The sequence below is a fragment of the Nocardia sp. NPDC059154 genome, from assembly GCF_042755705.1.
Taxonomy (GTDB): Bacteria; Actinomycetota; Actinomycetes; order Mycobacteriales; family Mycobacteriaceae; genus Nocardia.
The window spans coordinates 323,951-347,901 of the sequence record NZ_JBHZCS010000001.1; the positions used below are offsets into that span (position 1 = coordinate 323,951).

At 68.5% G+C, this 23,951-nt stretch carries 22 protein-coding genes; 9 read left to right on the forward strand and 13 right to left on the reverse strand.

Annotated elements, in window-relative coordinates:
• Nucleotides 1-64: 64 nt before the first annotated feature.
• On the reverse strand, nucleotides 65-883 hold the full coding sequence (locus ACFXN1_RS01235) for an alpha/beta fold hydrolase (RefSeq protein ID WP_379394727.1): 819 nt from the start codon (nucleotides 881-883) through the stop codon (nucleotides 65-67).
• A gap of 449 nt (nucleotides 884-1,332) precedes the next feature.
• Here ACFXN1_RS01235 and guaA point away from each other — a divergent pair, with 449 nt between their 5' ends.
• Nucleotides 1,333-2,898 carry a glutamine-hydrolyzing GMP synthase gene (guaA, locus tag ACFXN1_RS01240; protein ID WP_354830306.1) on the forward strand — a complete coding sequence of 522 codons (1,566 nt, stop codon included), beginning with the start codon at nucleotides 1,333-1,335 and terminating at the stop codon, nucleotides 2,896-2,898.
• Nucleotides 2,899-3,021: 123 nt separating this feature from the next.
• Here guaA and ACFXN1_RS01245 read toward each other — a convergent pair whose 3' ends face one another.
• From ACFXN1_RS01245 to ACFXN1_RS01260, 4 genes are all read right to left on the reverse strand, one after another.
• Nucleotides 3,022-3,228 (reverse strand): hypothetical protein, encoded by a 207-nt coding sequence (locus tag ACFXN1_RS01245; RefSeq protein ID WP_379394729.1) that lies wholly within the window; start codon nucleotides 3,226-3,228, stop codon nucleotides 3,022-3,024.
• Nucleotides 3,221-5,098 carry a PspC domain-containing protein gene (locus ACFXN1_RS01250; RefSeq protein WP_379435658.1) on the reverse strand — a complete coding sequence of 626 codons (1,878 nt, stop codon included), beginning with the start codon at nucleotides 5,096-5,098 and terminating at the stop codon, nucleotides 3,221-3,223. The genes ACFXN1_RS01245 and ACFXN1_RS01250 overlap by 8 nt, the downstream gene beginning before the upstream one ends.
• Before the next feature lie 116 nt (nucleotides 5,099-5,214).
• A complete protein-coding gene (locus ACFXN1_RS01255) occupies nucleotides 5,215-5,808 on the reverse strand; it encodes an MspA family porin (RefSeq protein WP_379435657.1) in 594 nt (197 codons plus the stop codon).
• A gap of 211 nt (nucleotides 5,809-6,019) precedes the next feature.
• Nucleotides 6,020-7,027 (reverse strand): AraC family transcriptional regulator ligand-binding domain-containing protein, encoded by a 1,008-nt coding sequence (locus tag ACFXN1_RS01260; protein WP_379463462.1) that lies wholly within the window; start codon nucleotides 7,025-7,027, stop codon nucleotides 6,020-6,022.
• A 168-nt stretch (nucleotides 7,028-7,195) separates the two neighbouring features.
• Between ACFXN1_RS01260 and ACFXN1_RS01265 the strand changes: the two genes are divergently transcribed.
• The 4 genes from ACFXN1_RS01265 to ACFXN1_RS01280 are packed head-to-tail and all read left to right on the forward strand — an operon-like array spanning nucleotide 7,196 to nucleotide 10,495.
• The gene (locus tag ACFXN1_RS01265; RefSeq protein ID WP_379435655.1) at nucleotides 7,196-7,777 is read left to right on the forward strand and encodes a UbiX family flavin prenyltransferase; all 582 of its coding nucleotides are present in this window, start codon (nucleotides 7,196-7,198) and stop codon (nucleotides 7,775-7,777) included.
• Nucleotides 7,778-7,798: 21 nt separating this feature from the next.
• A complete protein-coding gene (locus tag ACFXN1_RS01270) occupies nucleotides 7,799-9,292 on the forward strand; it encodes a UbiD family decarboxylase (protein WP_379435654.1) in 1,494 nt (497 codons plus the stop codon).
• Between the two features lie 31 nt (nucleotides 9,293-9,323).
• Nucleotides 9,324-9,734: a DUF3224 domain-containing protein gene (locus ACFXN1_RS01275; protein WP_379394741.1), complete on the forward strand. Its 411-nt coding sequence runs from the start codon at nucleotides 9,324-9,326 to the stop codon at nucleotides 9,732-9,734.
• A gap of 17 nt (nucleotides 9,735-9,751) precedes the next feature.
• Nucleotides 9,752-10,495, forward strand: coding sequence for an SDR family oxidoreductase (locus ACFXN1_RS01280; protein WP_379435652.1), 744 nt, complete (start codon nucleotides 9,752-9,754; stop codon nucleotides 10,493-10,495).
• Nucleotides 10,496-10,870: 375 nt separating this feature from the next.
• Here ACFXN1_RS01280 and ACFXN1_RS01285 read toward each other — a convergent pair whose 3' ends face one another.
• Nucleotides 10,871-11,065, reverse strand: coding sequence for a hypothetical protein (locus ACFXN1_RS01285; protein ID WP_379435651.1), 195 nt, complete (start codon nucleotides 11,063-11,065; stop codon nucleotides 10,871-10,873).
• Nucleotides 11,066-11,480: 415 nt separating this feature from the next.
• On the opposite strand from ACFXN1_RS01285, the gene ACFXN1_RS01290 reads away from it, so the two are divergent.
• Both ACFXN1_RS01290 and ACFXN1_RS01295 read left to right on the forward strand, forming a co-directional pair.
• Nucleotides 11,481-12,374, forward strand: coding sequence for a helix-turn-helix domain-containing protein (locus tag ACFXN1_RS01290; RefSeq protein WP_379435649.1), 894 nt, complete (start codon nucleotides 11,481-11,483; stop codon nucleotides 12,372-12,374).
• A complete protein-coding gene (locus tag ACFXN1_RS01295) occupies nucleotides 12,371-12,583 on the forward strand; it encodes a DUF397 domain-containing protein (protein ID WP_379435648.1) in 213 nt (70 codons plus the stop codon). Before ACFXN1_RS01290 ends, ACFXN1_RS01295 begins: the two co-directional genes overlap by 4 nt.
• A 60-nt stretch (nucleotides 12,584-12,643) precedes the next feature.
• On the opposite strand, the gene ACFXN1_RS01300 is transcribed toward ACFXN1_RS01295, so the two are convergent.
• The 4 genes from ACFXN1_RS01300 to ACFXN1_RS01315 all read right to left on the reverse strand — a co-directional run bounded on the left by ACFXN1_RS01300 (nucleotide 12,644) and on the right by ACFXN1_RS01315 (nucleotide 18,373).
• Nucleotides 12,644-13,027 carry a VOC family protein gene (locus ACFXN1_RS01300; protein WP_379381825.1) on the reverse strand — a complete coding sequence of 128 codons (384 nt, stop codon included), beginning with the start codon at nucleotides 13,025-13,027 and terminating at the stop codon, nucleotides 12,644-12,646.
• A 120-nt stretch (nucleotides 13,028-13,147) separates the two neighbouring features.
• Nucleotides 13,148-13,561, reverse strand: coding sequence for a nitroreductase/quinone reductase family protein (locus ACFXN1_RS01305; protein WP_379435646.1), 414 nt, complete (start codon nucleotides 13,559-13,561; stop codon nucleotides 13,148-13,150).
• 64 nt (nucleotides 13,562-13,625) lie between these two features.
• On the reverse strand, nucleotides 13,626-17,648 hold the full coding sequence (locus ACFXN1_RS01310) for an NACHT and WD repeat domain-containing protein (protein WP_379435645.1): 4,023 nt from the start codon (nucleotides 17,646-17,648) through the stop codon (nucleotides 13,626-13,628).
• Nucleotides 17,649-17,728: 80 nt separating this feature from the next.
• Nucleotides 17,729-18,373, reverse strand: coding sequence for an MspA family porin (locus ACFXN1_RS01315; RefSeq protein WP_379435643.1), 645 nt, complete (start codon nucleotides 18,371-18,373; stop codon nucleotides 17,729-17,731).
• A gap of 351 nt (nucleotides 18,374-18,724) precedes the next feature.
• On the opposite strand from ACFXN1_RS01315, the gene ACFXN1_RS01320 reads away from it, so the two are divergent.
• Both ACFXN1_RS01320 and ACFXN1_RS01325 read left to right on the forward strand, forming a co-directional pair.
• Nucleotides 18,725-20,023 carry a PspC domain-containing protein gene (locus ACFXN1_RS01320; protein ID WP_379394756.1) on the forward strand — a complete coding sequence of 433 codons (1,299 nt, stop codon included), beginning with the start codon at nucleotides 18,725-18,727 and terminating at the stop codon, nucleotides 20,021-20,023.
• Between the two features lie 61 nt (nucleotides 20,024-20,084).
• Nucleotides 20,085-20,726: a response regulator gene (locus ACFXN1_RS01325; RefSeq protein WP_379435642.1), complete on the forward strand. Its 642-nt coding sequence runs from the start codon at nucleotides 20,085-20,087 to the stop codon at nucleotides 20,724-20,726.
• A 141-nt stretch (nucleotides 20,727-20,867) separates the two neighbouring features.
• Here ACFXN1_RS01325 and ACFXN1_RS01330 read toward each other — a convergent pair whose 3' ends face one another.
• From ACFXN1_RS01330 to ACFXN1_RS01340, 3 genes are all read right to left on the reverse strand, one after another.
• Entirely contained in the window at nucleotides 20,868-21,998 is a 1,131-nt protein-coding gene (locus ACFXN1_RS01330; RefSeq protein WP_379435641.1) for a serine/threonine-protein kinase, read from the reverse strand.
• A 395-nt stretch (nucleotides 21,999-22,393) separates the two neighbouring features.
• Nucleotides 22,394-23,392: a sucrase ferredoxin gene (locus ACFXN1_RS01335; protein WP_379394760.1), complete on the reverse strand. Its 999-nt coding sequence runs from the start codon at nucleotides 23,390-23,392 to the stop codon at nucleotides 22,394-22,396.
• The gene (locus tag ACFXN1_RS01340; RefSeq protein WP_379435639.1) at nucleotides 23,389-23,949 is read right to left on the reverse strand and encodes a YdeI family protein; all 561 of its coding nucleotides are present in this window, start codon (nucleotides 23,947-23,949) and stop codon (nucleotides 23,389-23,391) included. Before ACFXN1_RS01340 ends, ACFXN1_RS01335 begins: the two co-directional genes overlap by 4 nt.
• Nucleotides 23,950-23,951: the final 2 nt, after the last annotated feature.

Sequence of the window (23,951 nt, forward strand, 5' to 3'; positions counted from 1 at the left end):
CGCAAAGGTGACAACTGATTTCGTACCGATCCGGGTATCTCGTCGGGTACGTCCACAATCGTTTCTACGGCTCCCAAGCCGCGCGCTGAAGGCGCGGAGCGGCGGGTATGCCGCGGAGGAACTCTCGGACCGCAGTGTTGACGGCCACGGGATGGGTCATGTTCACCGTTTGCCGGGCGCCCTCGATTTCGAGGTAGTGGGCATTGGGGAGGCGGTCGGCGAGTTCGCGGGCGTGGGAACGGGGGATGCCGGAGCGGGTGGGGTGGATGACCAAAGCGGGGCAGGTGATTTCGGATAGTCGGTCCAGGACCGAGTCCCGGCCCAGCAGGGCGCCGGCGGCCACCTCGGTGGCCGTGGGGTCGCGGGCGAGCCAGCGTTTCACCCAGACGGCGCGGTACCAGTCGTCGTCGCCGATGAGCCAGCGGGCGAGGTATTCGGCGAGGGCGGGGCGGGGCCCGTCCTCATACCATTTGTCGAGGAACCTACGGGCGTTGGTGAGTTCGGCCGGGGTGGGTTCGTGCGCCTCGCTGGAGAGCAGGACGAGGGCGGCGACGCGGCCGGGGGCCAGCAGTGCGGTGCGCAGGGCGATGAAGCCGCCCTGCGAAATCCCGCCCACCACGGCGCGTTCCGCGCCGAGTTGATCCAGCACGGTCAGCGCGTCCCGGGCGGAGGTCCAGTACGTGAACGGCAGCCCCTCGTCGCGAGTGCGGCCGTGCCCGCGCGCATCCCAGGTCACGATCCGGAACTCGGGTGTCAGCGCCGCCTGTTGCGACGCGAACATCGTTCGGTCCATGAGGAATTCGTGCCCCAACAGCACCACCGGGCCTCCGCCCCCGCTGTCCTCGTAGTGGATCTCGGCATCGATCGCACGGGCGAATGGCACGAGGTAGAGGATAGCCAGCACCGGTGACAATGCGGCGAGCTTTCCTGCTCACCGCGACGCTCGATGCGACGGGCCGGCCGTGTCCCGAGGCGACTGGCCGAGATTCGTCAGGAATGGGCCGGAAGTCCCTATCGGTGACCCACCCGACGCGAATACCGTCCCGATGCCACCACTTCCGGGCCGGGCGGACCGCCGCTGCCGCTGCCGCGGCGCACCTCGGCCCGGGGTGGAGGTCCATCCCGCCTCCCCGGGACTTCAGCGGGCGGCTCAGTGCCGTTGACTGCCGGCGCACCCGTGCCGCCGGTTGGGTGCCGAACCGAATTCGGACGTACCCGGTGGTTACCCGCACCTCACAAGATCAGTTGTCACCTACCGATCCGCAGGTATGCCCAGCGGATACCGAAGCCTGGGGAGGCGTGGTCAATGTGATGTGTATCGCTCACTAGACTGTGGCCGTGGCAGAAACCCAGCGACCAGTCCTTGTCGTCGACTTCGGCGCGCAGTACGCGCAGTTGATCGCGCGCCGGGTGCGCGAAGCGAGTGTGTATTCCGAGGTGGTTCCGCACACGATCACCGTGGAGGAGATCGCGGAGAAGAACCCCCTCGCGGTGATTCTCTCCGGCGGGCCGAGCAGCGTGTACGCCGAGGGCGCGCCGCAGCTGGACGCGCGGCTGTTCGATCTGGAACTGCCGGTCTTCGGTATCTGCTACGGATTCCAGGCCATGGCGCAGGCGCTCGGCGGGACGGTGGCGCACACCGGGACTCGCGAGTACGGGCGCACCGAGCTGAGCGTGGACGGCGGCATCCTGCACGGTGGCCTGCCGACCCGGCAGCCGGTGTGGATGAGCCACGGCGATGCCGTCACCGATGCCCCCGCCGGGTTCGAGGTGACCGCGACCTCCGCGGGCGCACCGGTCGCCGCGTTCGAGGATCGGGCGCGCAAGCTGGCGGGTGTGCAGTACCACCCGGAGGTGCTGCACTCGCCGCACGGTCAGCAGGTGCTGAGCCGGTTCCTGCACGAGATCGCCGAGATTCCGGGCGCGTGGACGCCCGCCAATATCGCCGACGCGCTGATCGCCCAGGTGCGCGAGCAGGTCGGGGACGGGCACGCCATCTGTGGTCTGTCCGGCGGCGTGGACTCCGCGGTGGCGGCGGCGCTGGTGCAGCGGGCCATCGGTGATCGCCTCACCTGTGTGTTCGTCGATCACGGTCTGCTGCGCGCGGGTGAGCGTGAGCAGGTGCAGCGTGATTTCGTCGCCGCGACCGGGGCCAAGCTGGTCACCGTCGACGCGGTGGAGAAGTTCCTGGGTGAGCTGAAGGGCATCACCGATCCGGAGGAGAAGCGCAAGATCATCGGCCGGGAGTTCATCCGGTCGTTCGAGGACGCGGTCTCCGAGGTGGTCGGCGAGCAGGGCGAGACCAAGGTCGAGTTCCTGGTGCAGGGCACGCTGTACCCGGACGTCGTGGAATCCGGCGGCGGTGCGGGCACCGCGAACATCAAGAGCCACCACAATGTCGGCGGTCTGCCGGACGATCTGGAGTTCGCGCTCGTCGAGCCGCTGCGGCTGCTGTTCAAGGACGAGGTGCGCGCCGTCGGCCGCGAGCTGGGCCTGCCGGAGGAAATCGTTGCGCGCCAGCCGTTCCCGGGTCCGGGTCTGGCCATCCGCATCATCGGCGAGGTGACCCACGACCGGCTGGAGCTGCTGCGCCAGGCGGATGCCATTGCGCGCGAGGAGCTTACGGCCGCCGGTCTGGACAAGTCGATCTGGCAGTGCCCGGTGGTGCTGCTGGCCGATGTCCGCAGCGTCGGCGTGCAGGGCGACGGCCGCACCTACGGCCACCCGATCGTGCTGCGCCCGGTCTCCAGCGAGGACGCCATGACGGCCGACTGGACCCGCCTGCCGTACGAGGTGCTGGAGCGCATCTCCACCCGCATCACCAATGAGGTGGCGGAGGTCAACCGCGTGGTGCTCGACGTGACGAGCAAGCCGCCGGGGACCATCGAATGGGAGTGAGTTCCCGGTGACCACGCGAAGGCCCCGCACCCGGATGGGTGCGGGGCCTTCGGCCTTCTCGGAAGGGCAGTTCCCAGAAGGAGTGTGCGCTACCCCGGCGAGGGGAAGGGGCAGCGCGGTCGGTCAATCCTGGTTCTTTCTCGGGGTGAGAACCAGGACGATGCCGACGACAATGGCGGCGATCACCACGATCCAGCCCAGGGACAGGCCGCCGGAGACGGGCCAGAAGTGGGGGCCGACGAAGGCCCACACGCTCACGCCCAGGCCCAGCAGGCCGGCCAGCAGGAGTCCGAACGAGGGACGACGGTTCTTGTTCTGGTTCTCAGCCACGGTTCACCTCCGCATTTCCCATCTGCACATCGACGGTCAGGTTCAGGACGGGACCCGTTGCCGGGCCGGACATTCCGCTCAGGCAATTCGAATCGCCCATGCGGACAGTGCATGTCGTATTGACGCGCAGGTTGGGCGGCAGCACCACGCGGGCATCGCCCATGCGTACCTTCACCGCGACGTCGCGGTCCTCGGTCAGCTGCAGCCTGCTCAGGTCGAGGGTGCCCGAACCCATGGTGACGTGGTACTCGGGCAGGAGCTCGGAAGCTGTTGCGGCGGCCCACCGGTGGTCGCCCATCGCGCCCTGATCGAATTCGATGGGACCCACCAGCGAGGCCAGGATGACGAATCCGGCCAGCGGGGCGAGGAGCAGCATGAGGCCGTGGCCGCGGCGCAGGAACGCGCCGATGATCAGACCGAGCGCGATCACCGCGAGGGCCGCGGACCCGATCCGGGCCGGGGTCATCCAGTCCACGCCCGAGGCGGCCACGGCACCCGCTGCGGCGGCGGCCAGGATCGCGAGGCCGATGGTGACCGCGGTCAGCCGGGAGCGCGGGCGGCGCGGGGGCGCCTGCACGGCGGTCTGCTGCGGCGGCATGCCCGGCTCGGGGAGCGCCCAGGCCAGCGGGGCCACGCCGAGTGGATCCCAGCCGGGCGGGGTGGGCCCGAAGTCGGGGGAGATCGGCGCGGGCCCGAATCCGGTCCGGGGGCGATCGGCGGCCGACGGAATCTGGTGCAGCACACGGGGTTCGCCGATCTCGGGGATGGCGGGCGTCTCGTTTCCGCCGGTATTCCCGTCGTCGGTCGGTGTGGCGGGGTTGTCCGGGGCAGGCGTGGCAGGGGCTCCGGGCTTGCTCATGTCGACCGGTGCCGCCGGAGCTGCGCTGCCGGGCTGCCCGGAATCCGCCGCCTGGCTCCCCGCGGCCGCGCTCTGATCCGGGGTCCCGGTCCGGGCGGCGTCGGTCGGCTCTCCGGAAGTGCCTGGGCCCGAGGGAGAGCCGGACTTCTGTATCACCACGGTGTCGGCCACTGAGGATGCTGGGGCGTAGCGCGTATCGAGCACCTCGGTTACCGCGGCGTCCGGAAGGTGCTGCGGGGTAGGTGATTCCGGGTGCAGCACGGCGGTGTCGGCGTCGGGCGGGTTGGCGCGGAGTACCGCTGTGTCGGCATCGCCGCTCGGGGCGGGTTGCTGTTCCGTGCCGGGCTGCGACATGGGCTGGGCGGCAGCGGATTCCGGCGCAGGCGGCTGGTTCGGGTCGGGCTCGTAGTGGTCCGGGAGGGTGGTGTACGGGCCGTAGGTCTGGAAGGTGACGGCGTTGGCGCCCGGGTAGCCGGTCCAGTACGGGTTGGTGGTGCCGGGGTAGCCGGTGTTGAGGAGGCTGTCGGCGGCCGTCTGGTCGAAATAGGCGGCGGGCGGCTGGGTTTGGCGCTGGTAGAGCAGCCACCAGCCGGCCAGCATGAGCGCGAAGCTGATGACGCCGGACCCGCCGAGCCCGACGCCGACGGGTCCCATCGTGCTCACGGCGATCCCCAACGCCACCATGAGCACGATGGTCCGGGACGAGTTCTGTGAGGACTGGCCGCGGCCGAACAGCGATTCCGCCGGCGAGGACTGGTCGCCCGCCTGCGGCAGCAGCAGCCAGCCGAGCAGGTAGAGCACGATGCCCGCGCCGCCGAACAGCGCCGACACCACGAACGCCACCCGCACCAGGACGGGGTCCACGTTGTAGCGGCGGCCGAAGCCGACGGCCACGCCCGCGAGCGGTCCGTCCTTCGGGAAGCGCATCGGCCGGGTCTGCCACAGATCGTGAAGCTGATCGGAGAAGCCGGTACGCCCGGCGCTCTTGGACCAGTCGCTCGTTCTCGTCATGGCTTCCATCGTGCTGTTCGGCGTTGTCCGGGCGCATCGGGGATCACCCTGAATGGGTACCTGAACTTCGGCCCGGAGCCGTGCCCTACCGGCGGCGATGGGTGCGGTCCCGGGCCCTACAGGGTGATGGGGTCGCCGTACACCGCGCCGCTGCCGCCGTCGGGTCCGGAGTCGGCGCTGATGAGCGTGTAGGGCCGGATGGTGAGTGGTCCGCCGCAGTCGCCGACCATGAGGTGGAAGTCCTGGATCAGCAGTGTCCCGGTGCCGCCGTTGCCCGGCAGGTCCTTCTCCCCGGCGACCACGTCGGCGATCTTGCCCGGGGAGATGGAGATGTCGACGCCGACGCCGCCGGTGACCGTGGGTCCGACGCTGAGGTCGACGCCGGCGTGCGGGCCGAGTGAGGTGTCGAGCCCGGCGGTGGCGGTGACGGTGGGATCGAGGTCGAGTTCCGGGTCGATGTGCAGCTTGGCGTCGATGTCCGCCTGGCAGGCCACGTAGTACCCGGTCTTCAGATGTCCGGTGGCTCCGGCGGGCACGGTCCCGTAGGAGGTGCTGTCCAGGAACACTTCTCGATTGGTCGGCATGCCGTTCAAGGGCGCGATCGGCCGGGCGTCCAGGTCCCGCTGCCCGACGGTGAACGCGAATCCGCTTGCCGTCGAATAGGTTTTCTCGTGCGGCGCGTAGGCCGCGCTCGCGTGTGCTGTGATCATTGCGTATCCGACGGCTGCCGCGACAGCCGTCAGTACCCGTGCGCCCTGCATTGTTCTCCCCGCGATCCTGCCCAAATCTGCGGCACGCTGCGCGGGCCGTTGTCGATGATCAGCGGCGAATCTCCATGATCACTGCGGGTTCCCTGGGAGTCGGCTGTGTGGATCAGCGGCAGGGCGGGCGGTAGGTGAGGCGGATCGGAAACCCGGGTTGTCAGCTCGCCTGCTGCTCCTCCTCGCCGGAGTCCCAGCGGCGAGCCGCGCGGCGCAGTGCGCGCACATCGGAATAGCCGAGACGGTGGGCCAGCGACGACTTGGTGGTGGTCTCGGCGGCCTGCCGGGCCACCGTCTGCCGGGCGAGGTCCAGTTCGCGCCGCCAGGTGGTGCCGGATTCGGCCAGATGGCGTTGCAGGGTTCGCGGGCTCACAGTCAGGCATCGCGCGACGGCGTTCAGTGAGACGTCGTCCCCACCGAGCATCTCCCGCAGCGCCCGCTGCACCTGCTCCGGCCAGGAGAGCTCGTCGAGCAGCGGAGCCGACAGCGACTCCGCGTGCCCACGCACGATTTCCGCGAGTACCGGATCGGCGGTGCGCAGCGGCAACGCCAGGTCGCAGGCCCGCAGCGTCACGCTGTCGAACGGGGCGTCGAAGTCGATGGCCGCAGTACCGAAGGCATCGACGAAACCGCCCATGGCCCGAGGTGGTTTCTGTCGCAAGGTGATTCGGGTCGGCGTGATCGATGCCCCGCTGGCGTGCCGGATGCGAGCCAGCGTGCTGGCGTAGGCGGCCTGGATGGTCAGATCGGCGCCGCGCCCATCGCCGTCGATCATCTCCAGCACCATGGTGTGCTCGCTGTCGCTCGAGTCCGGAGCCGACCTGTAGTGGTGATTGGTGGTGGCCATCAGCGCGCTGCTGCGCCGCACCGCGGCGAGCCCTTCGGCGACGGTGGCGGCCGTGCTGAACAGGTAGTCGAAGATGCCGAACCGGCCGATCCGGTACGTCGTGGCGATCCGCAATCCGACTTCCGGTGCTTCCTGGCGGAATTCGGCGTTCTCCCACAGCCGCAGGTAGGCGCCGCTGGACACCATGCCGTGCTCGGTGGTCAGCACCGACTGCGGCAGGCCGGCGTCACGCAGCAGCATGCGTGTGTCGACTCCTTCGCCGGCCGTGTTCAGTACGCATCGGGCCAGTACTGCGCTATAGGCGGGCACCGAATCGAACACATGGTCATCGTAAGCGCTGACCGGAATCCGACGCTCGGGTCACGCTCTCGGCGAAATCGGTGGTGGATCGCCTTCGCTGCGGCGGCCGGTCGAGGATGACGCGTTCGGTTCCCTACCTGACATGAACGGTCCTTCTGCGAGTCGCCCGTGGTCGGCAACGCTGAGGCGGTGTCAGAGAATACGACCGGGGAACCGCGGCGGCTGGTGGTGGGAATCAGCGGAGCGACCGGAATCGCCTATGGCATCCGGGCCTTGGAACTTGCGCGCAAGGCCGGGGTGCAGACCCATCTGGTGGTGACTCCAGCCGGGCAGCAGACCCGGGCCTACGAAACCGGGTTCAGCGCAAAGGATCTCGCGGCCATGGCCGACGTGGTCTACCGTCCCGCCGACATCGGGGCGGCCATCGCATCGGGCTCGTTCCGGACGGCGGGAATGCTGGTGGCGCCGTGCTCGATTCGAACACTGTCGGCCATCGCCTACAGCAACGGTGACAACCTGCTCACCCGCGCGGCGGACGTAACTCTCAAGGAACGGCGCCGCCTGGTGCTGATGGTGCGCGAAACCCCGCTGACACTGGGCCATCTGCGCGCGATGACCGCGGTCACCGAATCCGGCGGCATCGTGATGCCGCCGGTGCCCGCCTTCTATCTGCGCCCCGACAGCATCGACGAACTGGTCGACCACACCGTCGGCCGGGCGCTGGATCTGTTCGGCATCGATCTACCGGATATGCCCCGCTGGGGCGAGTGACACCTGCTCGAAGGAATCATCGTGAAACATCTGAAGAGCCTGCGCGAATTTCTCTCGGAGCTGGAGCAGATCGGCGAGCTGCAGACCATCGATCACGAGGTCGACTGGGATCTGGAAATCGGTGCGGTCACCCGACGCTCCTACGATCTGCGGGCTCCCGCACCGCTTTTCACCAACGTCACCGGATACGGCGATACCGGGTTCCGGGTGCTGGGCGCCCCCGGCGCATTCAGCAGCGCCGAACATCAGTTGGCGCGCATCACGATGGCGCTCGGGCTACCCGCCGAGGCGAAGGGTCAGGAGCTGATGGAGGCGCTGGTCGAGGCCCGCAGCAAGCCGGGTATTCCGCCGGTGGAGGTGCCCAGGGAGGGCGCTCCGTGCAAGCAGAACATCCTGCTCGGTGACGACGTCGACCTGACGATCTTCCCGACGCCGCGAATTCACGGCAACGACGGCGGTCGCTACATCGAGACCTGGGGCATCAATATCGCCCGCACCCCGGATGGGTCGTGGACGAACTGGTCGGTCAACCGCATGATGATCCACGACAGCAAGAGCCTGGCCTGTCTGATCGCTCCGGTGCAGCATCTGGGCATCGTCCGCTCGAAGTGGGCCGAGCTCGGCAAGCCGATGCCGATCGTGCTGGCGCTGGGCGTGGAGCCGGGACTGCCGTTCGTCGGCGGAATGCCGTTGCCGGAGGGCGTATCCGAGTGCGACTTCATCGGCGGCTATTTCGGCGAGGGCATCGAGGTGGTGCCCGCCGAGACGGTCGATCTGCTGGTGCCCGCGACCGCGGAGATCGTGATCGAAGGCTTCGTGTCGATCGACGAAACCGTCATGGAGGGCCCGTTCAACGAATTCCCGGGCTACAACGCCACTGTCGCCTCTCCGAAGGCGCGTTTCGATGTCACCGCGATCACCTATCGCGACGGTGCCATCCTGCCGGTGGTCGCCGCGGGCCCGCCGGTCGAGGAAGATCACACCTGCACCGCCACCATGCACGGAGCGGAACTGCTCTACCAACTGCGTCAGGCCGGGCTGCCGATCTCCTCGGCCTGGCACACCCCCGAGGCCGCCATGCACTGGCTGACCCTGTCGGTGCGCCAGGACTGGCACCGGACTCTCGGGATCTCCTCGGCCGAATTGGTACAGCGGGTCGCCGATGTGGCGTTCACCGGCAAGGCATCGGTCAACGCACCCAAGATCCTGCTGGTCGAGGACGATATCGACATCACCAACGTCGACGAGGTGGTGTGGGCGTTCGCGACCCGGTCGCACCCCGACGTGCAGCGCGGTGAATTCCATTTCCCGCACAAGCTCAGCGACGACCTGCCGGTGTACCTCGACGACGAGGAGAAGCACACCTTCATGGCGGGCAAGGTGGTCTACAACTGCCTGCTCGCCGACCTCTACCCGGAGGGCAAGCGCCCGGTGAAGGGCAGCTTCGAAAACGGTTGGCCCGCAGAGATTCAGCAGCGCGTGCTGTCGAACTGGCAGAAATACGGCTACCGCTGATCCGTATTCCGAGAAACGAAGGAGAAAATTGATGAGCAATCCCGAAACCACCCATGCCACCGGCCGGATCACCGTCCACAAGTACGAGCCGGCGGCCTACGAGGAGCCGGCCGAGGGCCCGGTGCTGACCCGGATCCACGTCGAGGAGAGCTTCAGCGGCGATATCTCCGGTGAGGGCGTGGTGGAGTTCCTGCAGTCCGCCAATGCGGACGGCACCGCCAGCTTCGTCGGCATCGAGCGGGTCACCGGCACCATCGCCGGCCGGGCGGGCACCTTCCTGCTGCAGGACCAGGGCAGCGTCGCCGACAATATCGTCAGCGGTGAGTGGTTCGTGGTACCCGAGTCGGGTACCGGCAAGCTGGCCGGCTTGCGGGGCACCGGCGGCTTCAAGGCCAACCTCGGTGAGAACGCCGAGATCTGGCTCGACTACTGGTTCGAGTAGAAGGTAGGGGACACCGCATGTCTGAATCACTGGCCGGCAGAACGGCCCTCGTGACCGGGGCGGCCACCGGTATCGGCACGGCCATCGCCCGCGCCCTGGCGGCCGCGGGCGCGCAGGTGGTGATCAATCACCCGCACACCCCCGATCTCGCCAAAGCCGCTGTCGCCGAGATCGAATCGGCCGGCGGCAGCGCGATCGAGATCGCGGCGGATGTGACGAACCCGGACGAGTACCGGGCGATGGTGGAGCAGTTGCTTTCCGCCTTCGGTCGGTGGGACATCCTGGTGAACAATGCGGCGGTGGCCGTCACCAAGCCGTTCGACCAGGTCACCTCCGAAGAGTTCGATCGCAGCTTCGCGGTGAACGTCAAGGGCGTGTTCCACGGTCTGCAGCTGGCCTGGGATCACCTGGCCGACGGCGGGCGCATCATCACGATCTCGAGTTCGACGACCGGATTGATGTTGCCCGGCTACGCGGTCTACGACGCCACCAAGGGCGCGGTCGAACAGTTCACCCACATCCTGTCCAAGGATTTCGGCAAGCGCGGCATCAGCATCAATACCGTCAGCCCCGGCGCCACGGAGACCGAGACCTACCGGATCGGCAAGAGCGAACAGTTCCTCGCCGGCCTGGAAGCGTTGAGCGCCTTCGGCAGGCTCGGCCGGCCCGACGAAATCGCCGCCGTGGTCGCGTTTCTCGCCTCCGACGCGGGCGGCTGGGTGACCGCCCAGAACATCCGCGTCAACGGCGGCACCGTCTAGTACCGCGGCTGCATTCAGGTGAGCGGGTGGCCTCGGCGTCGGTCTTCGCCGGCGGCGAGGCCACCTTTCCAGCAAGGGTTTTCGTGGCCTCCGGCCAGGCCGGGGGCGATAAATCGCGAGTGCAGTTGCGATATCAGCCGAGTCGGAACCCTCCGCCCAGCCGATCAGGCTGCCCGCTGGTGCATCAGCGCACGATTCTCGTGTTCTACCCGGGCGCAGATCGCCGCGACCGAGTAGCGGTCCCGGCTGTGCCGGGCCGCCCCGGTGCGAGACGTCCGGCGCGGCCGGAGAGCGAACAGGGCACTGCCAGCCAATATGGCTGTGAAGAGCCAGATTTCGAGGTACATCGTCGGCCTTTCGGCGAAGGATGAAGGGCTACCGGCGTCGTTCCGGTGATCGTTCCCTCGGCAGGGTGTCGAGGAAGGCTCGGGCGGTGATCCACCTCGGGCAGTGCGGATCGCATTCGGCGTGCAGGGCGAGAATGCCCCCGGCCCGCTCCCGCGTGATCGGCACGATGCGGCCGTCGCCGCAATGGTCATCCACCCACTCCGGGGTTCCCGGCCTGCTCATCGCCTGTTCGTCTCGATAGCCGTAGCACTGCCGGCGAACTCCTCCAACACGACCCGCGCCCGCCGCCGAACCCGGCAGACATCCCGGTCGCAATATCGATGCACCCGCCACGCCAGCTGAGCGTGCTCCCGGGTCAGCGGCCCCGGATCGGCCTCGCAATCAAGCAGATTCATCGCAACTCTCCCATTCGTCGCGAGTCGGACGCGCCCGGTGGGGCTGTCGGAGTGGAGTGCAACCCCAACCGGGCGCATTCCAAGCGAACCTCTCGGCGCTGTGGCGGTGACGCCAAATCGGTGACTCCGGACCGGTTTCGGTGAAACGCCTGCGCGGCCTCCGGATGCGGTGGGACTCTTGCACCGAAGCGGTGATGAGAACTGTCCGAAGTGGGTGAACGCGACCACTCGAAGCGGAGGACGTGACGTTGTCTGATCTCGGAGTCGGCTCGACAGTGCCACTGCGCCAACTCGGGCGACTGATGCTCGAGTGGAGAAACCGTTCCGGTCTGAGTCAGGCGCGAGCCGCGGAGCTACTCGAAATGGGGGCAACCAGTCTCGCGCGACTCGAGAAAGCCGAGATCACGCGGGTGCGGACCGGCGTCATCAAGGAAGCTTGCGGTATCTACGGAGTGCCCGAGGACATCGCGGAAGGCATGGTGCGGCTTGCGCAGCAGGCCAAGGTGAAGAACTGGTGGCACTCCTACCGGGACCTCATGCCCAAGCACCTCGATGTGTACGTCGGGCTGGAAGCGGCAGCCGCCGGATGCGTCACGTACCAACCGGAATTGATTCCTGGACTGCTGCAGACCGAAGAATATGATCGCGCTCTACTCTGTGCGCGGTGGCCGAACGAGCCGGCGGAGGAACGAGATCGGCGCACGCAGATCAAGCAGCATCGACAGGTGGCGATCACTCGCAAGAACCGCCCCCTGGACGTCGACGTCGTGATCGGCGAGGCGGCGCTGGGGCGCCCGGTCGGTGGCCCCATGGTGATGGCAAGGCAGCTACGGCATCTCGCGGATACCTCGACGCGCGACAATGTTTCGATCCGCGTACTCCCGCTTCGGGCTGGTTTTCCGGGCGGCGTGTCGATGCTGCCATTCGTGATTCTGGACTTCGGTACCCCGCCTCCCGGTGAGCCGACGGAGCCTCCGGTCGTGTACCTGGAGGGGATGGTCGGCAGTATGTACCTTGAAGATCAGGACGATGTGAGGATCTACTATTCCGCCCACGAGACCCTCCGTCAGGCCGCCTTGGACGAGACAGCCTCTCGAAACCTGTTGAGACGGATCGCAAGGGAGTACGCACCGTGAACGTCCACCTGCCCAATGCACAGTGGTTCAAGAGCAGCTACAGCCAGGCCGGCGGGGAGTGTGTCGAGGTCGCGTTCCTGGATGGGGGGAAGGTCGGCGTTCGTGATTCGAAGCACGCCGATGGTCCGGCGCTGGTGTTCACGCCTGGCGAATGGGATGTGTTCACCCGTGGCTTGGGCAGCGGCGGGTTCGACTGCCCGAGGAGCTGACCGACGATCGAAAGGTCAACGGCCCGTTCGATTTCGGGCCGTTGACCGTCGAGGCCGCGGTCATGCGGAGGTGGCGATCTTCCAGAGGTGGCCGTCGGGGTCGGCGATGTAGCCGAAGTAGCCACCCCATTTGGCGGCGGTGGCGGGCTTGACGATTGCGCCGCCGGAGGAGATGGCGGTGTCGATCACCGCGTCGACTTCTTCGGTGGTGTCGACGATGTGGTGGAAGGAGACGCCGCGGAAGCCGCTACCCTCCGGGGAGACTCCGGCGTCGCCGGCGGCGTGGGCCACCGGGTAGATGCCGAGGGCGGAACCGCCGTCGAGTTCGAACGAGGCGAAGTTCGGGAAATCCTGGCCGAGCTTCGCGCCGAGGGCGACGTAGAACTTCTTGGAACGCTCCATGTCGTCCACTGCCAGCATGATGGTGGTGACCTGCAGAGCCATTGTCTTCTCTTTCCTGCCGTTGTTTGCGGGTTCACTCTCTCGACCGGCCGCGTCGGCAGTATGTGACAGACAGTGGCGTGGATCACATCGACGGAATTCGGGTGGGAACGGCGGGCGGCTTCAGGCGGTTTCGCGGTACACCGCGATCACGGGAATCCTCCGGGTCGTCTTGACCCGGTATTCGGCGAACACCGGCATGAGCTCGACCATGCGGTCATAGAGCTCATCGGCTTCCGGCCCGGTGACGAATTCCGCCTTGCCCGTGTACGTTTCATCACCGACCTCCACCGTGAGCCGGGGATTGGCACGCAGGTTGTGGTACCAGGCGGGATGCTTGTCCGCGCCGCCGTTGGACGCGATGAGAACGATGCGCTCGCTGTCGGGGACGTAGACGAGCGGATTGGTGATCGCCCGGCCGGATTTCGCCCCGGTCGTGGTGATCAGCACCAAGTTGGTGCGGCCCTCGAACGTCCCGCCGACCTTCCCGCCGTTGGCCCGAAACTCCTCGATCACAGATTCGTTGAATGCGTTCATAACCCCTGTCCTGTTCCAGATCTGCTGCTGCCAACCGAGCAGGCCGGGGAGAAATTCCGCTTCGTCAGTGGGCGGGACAGGGCGGCTGGTACGGGAGCTGGGGGAGGTAGCGGTGCCAGAGGGAGTCGGTCCAGCGGGTGGCGGTGACCGCGCAGATGCGATCGACGGCGTGGCGTTCGTCCAGGTCCCACAGGCGGATTCCGCCGTCCTGACCGCCCGCCGCAACCAGCGTGGCCTTGCTGTCCAGCGTTGTGGACCAGCCGGCCTTCGCGGATTCGGACAGCGGGCCGCCCAGGCGTCTGGGATCGGAGGGATGGCTGAAGTCCCACAGTTGGACAGTGCCGTCTTCACTGGCGGTCACCATGGTGTGCGCGTCGGCGCTGAAGCCGACGGAGGTGATGTTCAATGTGTGCGCGGCGACCGGTTCGCCGAGCTGGACCGGGTTCGCGGGGTCGGTGATGTCCCAGCTCTGGAGGAGTTCGTGAGCGGTGACGACCATGGTGTTTCCGTCGGGGGTGAATCTCGCCTGGGTGTCCCCGGTATCGGTTTGCCGGAGCAATTCACCGAGTGGTCGCGGATGCCTGGGATCCGCGATGTCCCACCGGGTGACCGCGAATTCGTTGTTGGCTTTGCCATGTTCGGACACCAACAGGGTCTTGTCGTCCGCGCTGAAACCAACCCAGGCATAGCGCACGTCCAGCGCGATGGGATCGCCCAGCATTACCGGCCGCGTATGATCCGAGAGGTCCCAGAGCTGGACCGGGCCGCCGTACCTGGCGGAGGCCATGGTGCGCCAGTCGTGCGACATGCCCGTCGCGCCCAGGGAATCGGGTGACAGCGGCCAGTCGGGCAGCGCCTTGATATGGGCTGGATCGGTGAGATCCAGCACGTGGACGGCGGTCGAAACGGTCAGTATGAGCGTGCGGCCGTCGGGTGACAGGCCGGCCCCGGTGTAGTCCGGATCGGTGCGATATTCGCCGATCCGCCGGGGTGACCGCCGATCTCGGATATCCCAGACCGTCACCCGTCCATCGGTGGAGTAGGTGACCATGCGCTCGCCGGAGGCATCGAGCAGGGGCGTGCGCACCCATCCGGTGCCGCCGACCAGCACTGCCGGCGGCAGCGACCAGGTCAGCAGCGCGCCGTCGCGACCGCCCGCCGCGAGGGTGCGGCCATCGGGAGCGAAGGCCAGGGCGTTCGCCCCGCCGGAGCACGGCATGCTGACATCGGTGAATTTGCAGGTGATTCCGGGCAGGGAGAGCTGCGCGGTGAGCGCGGTCGGGTAGGCGGGTTCGCTCACGTTCCACAGGGTCACCGCGTGGCCGCCCGCCGCGGCCAGTGTGCGGCCGTCCGGCGCGAAAGCCAGTGCGGGGATACTGCTTTCGCCGGTATCGACGGGTGTGCCGACCGGGCGCGGACGGGTCGCGTCGGACACGTCCCAGAGCGTGACTGTGGCGTCGTTGGAACCGACCTTCCGCATGATGCCGACCCCGGAGCCGACCGCCAGGATCTTGCTGTCGGGGCGGAATACGAGGGCCGCGAGATCCTGGACTCCGGTGACGGCTTCGCTCAGCAGTGTGGCGGACAATCTGGGGCCGTTGATATCCCAGAGTTGTATCGAACCGGTCCGGTAGTCGATGACGTGTTCGACAGCGAGGGTGTGGCCGTCCGGTGCGAGCTCCATACGGCCGAGATAAGGGTCGCGGCCGGTGGGGAAGAGTTGTTGTGGGCTGCCGGAGACCGGTGCCGCCGGATTACTGACATCCCAGACCGTGAGCCGGCCCGGGACCAGCGTCAGCAGGGTGCGACCGTCACCAGTGAAGGCGGCGCGGTTGAGCTTGTCCGCGGTTCCGGGCAGCTGCCCGATCTGCCGTGGTGCGTCGGGTGTGCTGGTGTCCCACAACCGGAGCGCGGTCTTTCCGGAGGGATCGACCGTGGCCATGAGCTTGCCGTCGGCGCTGAACGCGACCTCGCGGGCATCATCCACCGTGCCGGCCAGCAGCCGCGGATGCTGTGCGTCCGCGGCGTCCCAGAGGTGCAGCGTGCCGTCGTAGTCGGTGGAGGCCAGCTGGGCGCCGCCGGGCCGGTAGGTCACCTGCCAGATGCCGTTCCGGTGGCCCGGGGTGCTGGTGACCAGAGGCATGGTCTGGGTTTGCAGCAGCCGTGACCGCACCTCGTCGTCGCTCGGGCGAAGTCGGCGCGCAACCAGATACAGCTGGGCGGCCAGTGACGGATCCACGCTCTTCAGACGGTCCGCCTGGGCGAGGACCGCGGCGAAGGTCTTGTCGTCGCGCTGTTGCTGGACCAGGCGGGTCTGTGAGTAGGCGCCGAAGGCCACGATCAGCAGGCCGACGCCGAGCAGCGCCAGCACCGCCGTGGTGCGGCGCGAGCGCAGCCGCGATCTGCGGCGCGCACCAGCCGCGGCGGTGAGGAATTCGTGCGCGAGAGGCCCGACCGGTGGCGGGTCGACGTGGTCGAGCGCGTTGCGGAGCAGGGTGCCCCGGTACAGGAGGGCCGAATCGCGTTCCTGGGCCGCCCATTCGGCGGCGTCGGTCTCCAGGCGCTGGCGGACGAGGTAGCCGACGCGGTCCTCGTCGATCCAGGCGCGCAGGCGGGGCCAGGCGGTGAGGACGATTTCGTGGGTGAGGGTGACGTTGTCGGCGTCGAGGGTGACCAGGCGGGTACGGGAGAGGAGTTCCAGTGCGGCGGCAGCGGATTCGCTGTCGGCGGTTCGGCCGAGCAGGTCGGCGCGATGGCCGGGGCGGCGGGTGTCGCGGGTATCGCGGGCCACCGTGACCAGGCCGAGCAGGATTTCGCGGGCGGCGGCCTGCTGGCCGGGAGACAGTTCGTTCCAGGCGTATTCGGCAGTCTCGGCGACCGAGCCGACCACCCCGCCGGCTTTGCGGTAGCCGGAGACGGTGAGGCGGCGGCCTTCCCGGTGCTGCCAGGTGGCGGCCATGACGTGGGAGAGCAGGGGGAGCGCGCCCGGGTCGTAGGTGCGGCGGTCGTGATGATCTCCGGCGCCGCAGAGTTCGGTGATGACCAGCTCTTCGAGGCCGGGCTCGAGTTCCAGGCCGATGGTGCGGGCGGGGCCGGAAATGGCCTGGGCCAGTTCGTCGGTGCGCATCGGGCCCAGCAGGAAGCTGCGGTGTTCCAGGGCGTTCTGGAGGATGAGGTGGTTGAGGCAGTGGGCGTAGAAGTCGGCGCGCAGAGCCAGGACGACGGCGATGGGGTCGTCGGTGCGGGTGGCGCAGGTGTCCAGGAGGGTGAGGAAGGCCTCGCGGTCGTGGTCGCTGTCGCAGGTGGTGAAGAGTTCCTCGGCCTGGTCGATGACTAGCAGGCGGCGCGGGCCGTCGGCGCGCGGTGCCAGCGCGGCCTGGAGATGCGAATCCGGTGCGGGGGTGGCCGGCTCTGGCGTCGGCGGCGAATCATGTTCCGTCGCTTTCGGGACAGCCTGGGCTGTTGGTTGCGCGAGCGCGTCGCACAATGCCTCGACCGGTTGCGCGCCGGGCGTGAGAAGCGTTGTCTCCCAGCCGGTGAGCGCTGGGATCAGGCCCGCCGCCAGCAGTGACGACTTGCCTGCACCGGAAGCTCCGATGACTACGACGAGACCGGTGGCCGCACGCACGAGGTCGGTGAGTTGCGCGGTGGCACGGGTGCGGCCGAAGAAAAGGTCACGGTTCTCGTGGCCGTAGGGGGTCAGACCGGGGTAGGGGCAGGCGGCCTCGGCCTCCTCCTGTGGGTTCCAGGTGGTAGCGGCCTGCCAGAGGCGTTGCCACTCTTTGGGTTCCATCAGGTGGCGAGGCAACCGCTGGCCCGTCTTGCGGGCCAGGTCGGTCAGGGTGAGGACGACCGGGAGTAGTGATTCGAAGCGAGCCGGGACATTGCGGCCCGCTTTCCAGTCGCTGATGCGTTGTGCGGACGCGCCGCCCGGGCGGGTGCCCTGGGCGGCGCGCATGCGGTGCTCGGCGGCGGTGGCGACACGGCGGAGGGTCGGATTCCCTGCTGCCTCATAGAGTTCGGTGAAGCGCTGGGCGAAAAGTGCACGGGGTGACCGGATCTGATCTTCGTCGATGTCACCGGTCACCACGTGCTGTCCCGCGTTCCCTCGTCCCCCGTGCGCACCACGCCAATGTAGCGGCCGGAGAACGAGAGTGGCGAAACGATTCACAGGACGATCGGGTCTCCCATGATCTCGTCGGTCGCGTCCGCGCCGGGTGAGGTGGCCTCGATGATGGTGTAGGCCTTGATGGTCAGCGGGCCGGCGCAGCCGTCGACGGTGAGCCGGTAGTCGCGGTTGAGGGCGTAGCCGGTGCCGGCGCCCGAGAGCTGCTTCTCACCGAGTTTGATGTCCTTTATGGTGCCGGGCTTGATGCTCAGGTCGACGCCGACGCTGCCCGAGATCTCCGGCGTGATGGCGACACTCGCGGTCGGCGTCACCTCGGTGAGGCTCGCGCTGGCCCCCACCGAGGCATCGGCGTCGATGCCGACCTTCGCCTCCACATCGAATTTCACGTCCAGGTCGACCGCGCAGCCGGCGAAGTAGCCGTAGCGGATCTTGCCGGTCCCGCCCTCGACCCTGCCGTAGAAGGTGTTGTCCAGGTACACCTCCCGGCTGGTCGGCCACCCGTTCATCGGCGGCACCGGCCGGGCCGCGCTGTCGGATTGACCGACCGTGACGGTCATGCCGTTCGGTGCGCTGGTGATCCGCTCGTGCGGCGCGAGCCCCCCGTCCGCGTGGGCGATGCCCGCCGTCCCGCAGAACAGCGACGCGGCGGCGATGGCACCCGTGATAGCGGTCTTGATGGTCATGTGAGTCCTCCCCGACTCTCGAAGCGGAGCTCGTTTGCCCCGCTGAAATGAAGGTAGGAAGACAGCCCCCGCCCGGCGACGACCTTCGGCCGCGACGGCCGGAAACGCCCTGATCGGGGGCCCGGGAGCAATTGTCCGGTCCGGCCGGGGCAGTCCGGCCCGAGCTCGGGCCGGCCATCCGGTCCGGTCGGGGCATCATCGGCTGCGAGACCGGACGATCCCGTGCCGCATTCGATTGCCGTCGAGGTCAGTGGCGCTTTCCTGTCCGGTCCGGACAAAACGGCGCCTCAGGGGTCGAATCGGGGTGTTTCCCGATGCCGGGTGTCAGCGGCCCGTGCCAGTATCGAAGGCATGTATCCGTCCGCGCCCCTGTACGACCCTGCCCGCGGGGCGGTCACTCCCGTGACCCAGCCCAGGCTGGTGCGGCGTACCGGCGGGCGCATCGTCGGCGGGGTCGCGGGCGGGCTCGCCGATCACCTCGGGATCGACGTGTTCAAGGTGCGGATCGGTTTCGTGCTGCTGTCCGCGCTGGCCGGGGCCGGGATCGTGGCCTACGGGATGCTGTGGATCTTCACGCCCGCCGGGGGTGACGCGGCTCCGCCGACCGGGTCGGAGCGGCGGCAGGCCATCGGATTGGCGCTGCTCGGTATGGCTCTGGCGGTCGCCACCGCGTGGGTGTTCAACGGGACGGCCGCGCATGTGGTGGGGCCGATCATCGTGGTGGCGGTCGGCGCGGCGCTGGTGTGGCGCGAATTCGACGCGGACGGGCCGAGATCCGTCATCGGGCTGCCCGCCAAACCCTCGGTGGTCACCTGGGCGCGCATCGTCGGCGGGGCCACCCTCATCGTGGTCGGGCTGGGCGTGGTGGTGCTGGGGCGCATCAACCTCAGTTCGCTCGGGTCGGCGCTGCTGGCGGTGGCGGTGACCCTGGTCGGGGCCGGGCTGCTGACCGTGCCGCTGTGGCTGCGCATGATGCGCGCGCTGAATGCCGAGCGCTCGGCGCGGATCCGCAATGACGAACGCGAGGAGATCGCCTCGCACCTGCATGATTCCGTACTGCAGACGCTGGCCCTGATCCAGCGGCAGGCCGGCGACCCGCAGGAAGTGGTGCGGCTGGCCCGCAGTCAGGAACGCGAGCTGCGCAAGTGGCTGTTCGAGGACACCGGGCCCGCGCAGTCCAGCCTGGCCGCCGCGCTGCGCACCATCGCCGGCGAGGTGGAGGACCAGCACGGGGTGAAGGTCACCCCGGTCACCGTGGGCGACGTGTCCATGGACCTCGACGACAGCGGAATCGGGCTGCCCAAGGAACATTTCACCGCGCTGCTCGGGGCCGCCCGGGAGGCGCTGGTCAATGCCGCCAAGCACGCCGGGGTGCCGACCATCGACCTGTACGCCGAGGTGGAGCCGCATCAGGTGAGCGTCTTCGTGCGCGACCGCGGCAAGGGCTTCGACCCGGACACGGTGTCGAAGGACCGGCAGGGTGTGGCCAAATCCATCCACGCCCGCATCGAACGCCGCGGCGGGCACGTGGAGATCAAGTCCGCGCCCGGCAACGGCACCGAGGTGCGAATCTTCATGCCGCGCAAGGACGGTGGCGACGAGCGGCTGGTGGTGCAGACCGACACCCCGGAAGACGCCACCCAGCTGTGAGCCGCGGAGTGTGGTACCGATGGGGTCAGGGTTCGGTTCGGCGTCAGGTGAGGAGTCTTAGGTGAGCGTCCGGGTCTTTCTGGTCGACGATCATGCCGTGTTCCGGTCCGGGGTGCGGGCGGAACTGAGCCGCGAATCCGATATGGAGGTCGTCGGCGAGGCGGGCGGGGTGGCCGAGGCCATCGCCGGGATCAAGACGACCGCGCCGGACGTGGTGCTGCTGGACGTGCACATGCCCGACGGGGGCGGGGTCGCCGTGCTGCAGGGCATCGACCCGGGACCGGTGTGCCTGGCGCTCAGCGTCTCCGACGCGGCCGAGGACGTGATCGCGGTGATCCGGGCGGGCGCGCGCGGGTACGTCACCAAGACCATCTCGGGGTCGGAACTGGCCGACGGGATCCGCCGGGTCTCCGGTGGCGACGCGGTGTTCTCGCCGCGGCTGGCCGGCTTCGTGCTGGACTCCTTCACCGGCAAGTCACCGGTGCCCGAGCCCCCGCTGGACCCGGAACTGGACTCACTGACCCCGCGCGAGCTCGAGGTGCTGCGCCTGCTGGCGCGCGGCTACACCTACCGCGAGATCGCCGAGACCCTGTTCATCTCGGTGAAGACGGTCGAGACGCACGCGTCGAACGTGCTGCGCAAGACCCAGCAGTCGAACCGGAACGCCCTCACCCGCTGGGCGCACCGGCGCCGTATCGATTGAATTACCCAAGGCAACAACTGATTTCGTGCGTCGAGGGTAACTCGTCGGGTACGCCCGAAATCGGTTCGGCACTCGACCGCCGGCACGCGTGCACGACTGTTGACGGCACCTGAGCCGTGCGCTGAAGTCGCGGGGAGGCGGCTACAGCACAACCAGAACGACGATGATGATCAGCAGGCCGATGAGCAGGCCGATCGCCACCGCGAGCGGGCCCGCGTTCGGGCCCAGGGCGTTCAGGTCGAAACCCTTCGACTTGGGTTGCGTGGCAGCCGGAGCCGCGGCCGCCTGCCGCTGCGGGCGGGGGAGCGGGCTGGAGTGCGGGCTGCGCAGCCCGGCGGCGGAATTGCGGGCCGCCCAGGCCGGGATGGTCCCGTCCTCGGTGCGGACCGGCGCGCCCAGGATGTAGGGCGCGGTGCCGGGACCGAAGGCGGCGGTGAGGATTTCGTTGCGCGCCTCGGTCATGGTGGGGCGGCGCTGCGGGGCCGGCTCCATCATGTGCAGCAGCACCTCGGTGAGCGGGCCGCTGCGGGCGGGCGGGGTGATCTGGGCCATGGCGGCGCGTTCCACGATGACATCGCTGTCCTCGTCGAAGCCGTAGGGCGGCCGCCCCTCGATGGCGGTGTACAGCGTTGCGCCGAGGGAGAATACGTCGCTGGCGGTGGTGGGGCGGGCGCCGCGCGCGACCTCCGGCGGCAGGTAGGCCGGGGTGCCGGTGATGACGTCACCGATCTCCTCGGTGGTGTCGTTGGCGCCGCTGGAGATGCCGAAGTCGCTGAGCTTGACCTTGCCGACCTCGTCGCCGCGATCGGCGACCAGGATATTGCCCGGCTTGATGTCGCGGTGCACGATGCCGGCGGCGTGCGCGGTCGCCAGCGCGTCCGCCACCTGCGCGCCGATCTGCGCCACTTCGATCGGGGACAGCTGATCCACCAGCGCAAGGGCTTTGGCCACACTGCGCGAGGGCAGATACTCCATCACCAGCCAGGGCTCACCGGCCTCCAGCACCACGTCGTACACGGCGATGGCGTGCTCGTGCGACAGCTTGGCCGCCACCCGGCCCTCGTGCATGATCCGGCTGCGGACCTCCTGTGCCTCCTCGTCGCTGAGCCCCTGCGTGGTGAGGACCTGCTTGATGGCGACATCGCGGTGCAGCAGCCGATCGGTCGCCAGCCACACGGCACCCATGCCACCACCACCCAGCTTCGACTGCAGGCGGTAGCGGCCGGCCACCAGATAGTCGGGGCCGACAATGGGACGGGCGCGTTCGGTCACGGGTGCAGGGTAGCGGAAAACCATCCTGACTGGCCTGCTTCGAAACCCGAGGTTTGCTGGGCATCCGGGTGCAGACCTGGGCATTTCTTCCAGACCCATACGGACACAGTGCGTTTCGCTTCTCGGCGCCCGCGCGCCCGGCCTGGAGAGAATCTTGCGGGGCTTCTGGCTTTCCGGGCGAAACTGACCAAACGGCTACCGTCACCGCCGCCGCGGCAGTCCTCGGAGGTTCGCGCGGACCCGCCTCATATCACAATGTGTAGTGAAGCGGCGCGCCCCTATTTTTCGGGGGTTTCTTTTTGTGGCTTCGGACTCGATGACTCGCCATATTCGTGAACGCGTCGCACGCTACCGAGCGAACTCGAATTCCGAACGTGTAATTCGCGTGCCGGCCGTCACGTGAATTGCCTAATACGGTCGACCTCCACTGCGGTGGCGGGTTTCGGGGCGGCGCCGCAGCTGGCCTGGCGAGGTGAGTAGGCGAGGGTGCGGGTGGTGACCAGCCAGCTGCGCCCATCGCGATGGGTGACCCGGGCCGCGCCCGCGAAAGTGGCCGGGTCGGTGGCGTATTCGGTGTCGTCCGGGGCCGGTTCGACGGTGAGGTCGTCGATGCCCGCGGTCGGATCGGCGTCCCCGGGGACGGTGGTCGCCAGCCCGCTGTCGTCGAGGAGCGGGGTGGTCAGGGTGTAGGAGGCGTCCGCGATGCGCTGGCGGACCGCGACTTCCGCGACCTGCTCGACCGGGGTGTAGCAGCTGCGGCCGCGTAATCCGGTGAGCGAGACCTCGCCCTTGTCGGCGGCGGCGAGCATGGCGTGGGCCGAATCCTCGTCCAGACGGCCGTAAGTGAGCCCGGTGGGGAGGACGATGACGGCGGGGGCGAAGCGGTGGCCGCCGGTGTGCGAACACTCCCACACCCGGTCGGGGTGGGCGGCCGACAGGCTCGCGGCGATGGGGCGGCCCAGCAGCGCGCAGCACTGATCGCGTTTGCCGTGCGCGCAGACCAGGACCAGCGGATCCGTCACGGCCGCACCGATTCCCGGGGCCGGGCCGTTGAGCAGGTGCAGGTCCAGATCCAGCAGCTCACGCAGGTCACTGATCTCGAGGCGCTCGCACCAGGATCCCTCCGGCCGCGAACTGGCGAGCAGAACCGTTCGCACACCCGTGAATTCCTGGCGCCCGGGCCGCCGGATCAGGGTCGGCCGGACGTGCGCCGCCTTGGTGCGCGCCGCCAGTTCGGGCGTGATGTCGGGCCCGAGTACCTCGTCGCCGATCACATCGCGACCCCACGCCCCGGGCTGCTCGACACACAGCCAGCCGGTGATGCGGGTCGCGCTCCCGGGTAGCGGAACCTCCAGCGCCGCAGCCGAACACGACAATCCCTCGAACCCCGTCACAATGGCTTCCCGTCGATCAGCTTCCGGATCACCTGCGCCAGCCGCCGTGCTCGCGCCTCCGGCCGCGCCGCGCTGCCCAGGTGGTAGCCGACCGCGATGCGCGACTGCGTGGGCAGCGTCTCGAAGAAGGCCGCCGCCTCCGGATGCCGGGCCAGCGCTGCCAGGAAATCCTCCGGCAGATCCCGGCCGACGGCATTGTCCCAGCGGCCGTCCGCCCTGGCCCGGTCCACCTCGGCCTGCCCGGCCGGATGCATGAGCCCGGTCGCGATCAGTTCGTCCACCAGGCCGACATCGCGCTGCGACCACTGGCTGCGCGGGCGGCGCGGCGTGAAACCCATGACGAAGAAGTCCTCGTCGAGCTTCTTGGACTGCCCGTCGATCCAGCCGAAGCACAGGGCCTGCCGCAGCGCGCCGTCATAGTCCAGCGAGGCGTACCCGGAGCCCTTCTTCGCGAACTTCAGCCAAATGCCGTCCACCGCTGCGTGATTGGCCGACAGCCAGTCCCGGAACGACTGCTCGTCGGGAAACCACAGCGTGGGACGCTCGGATGCGGACACCG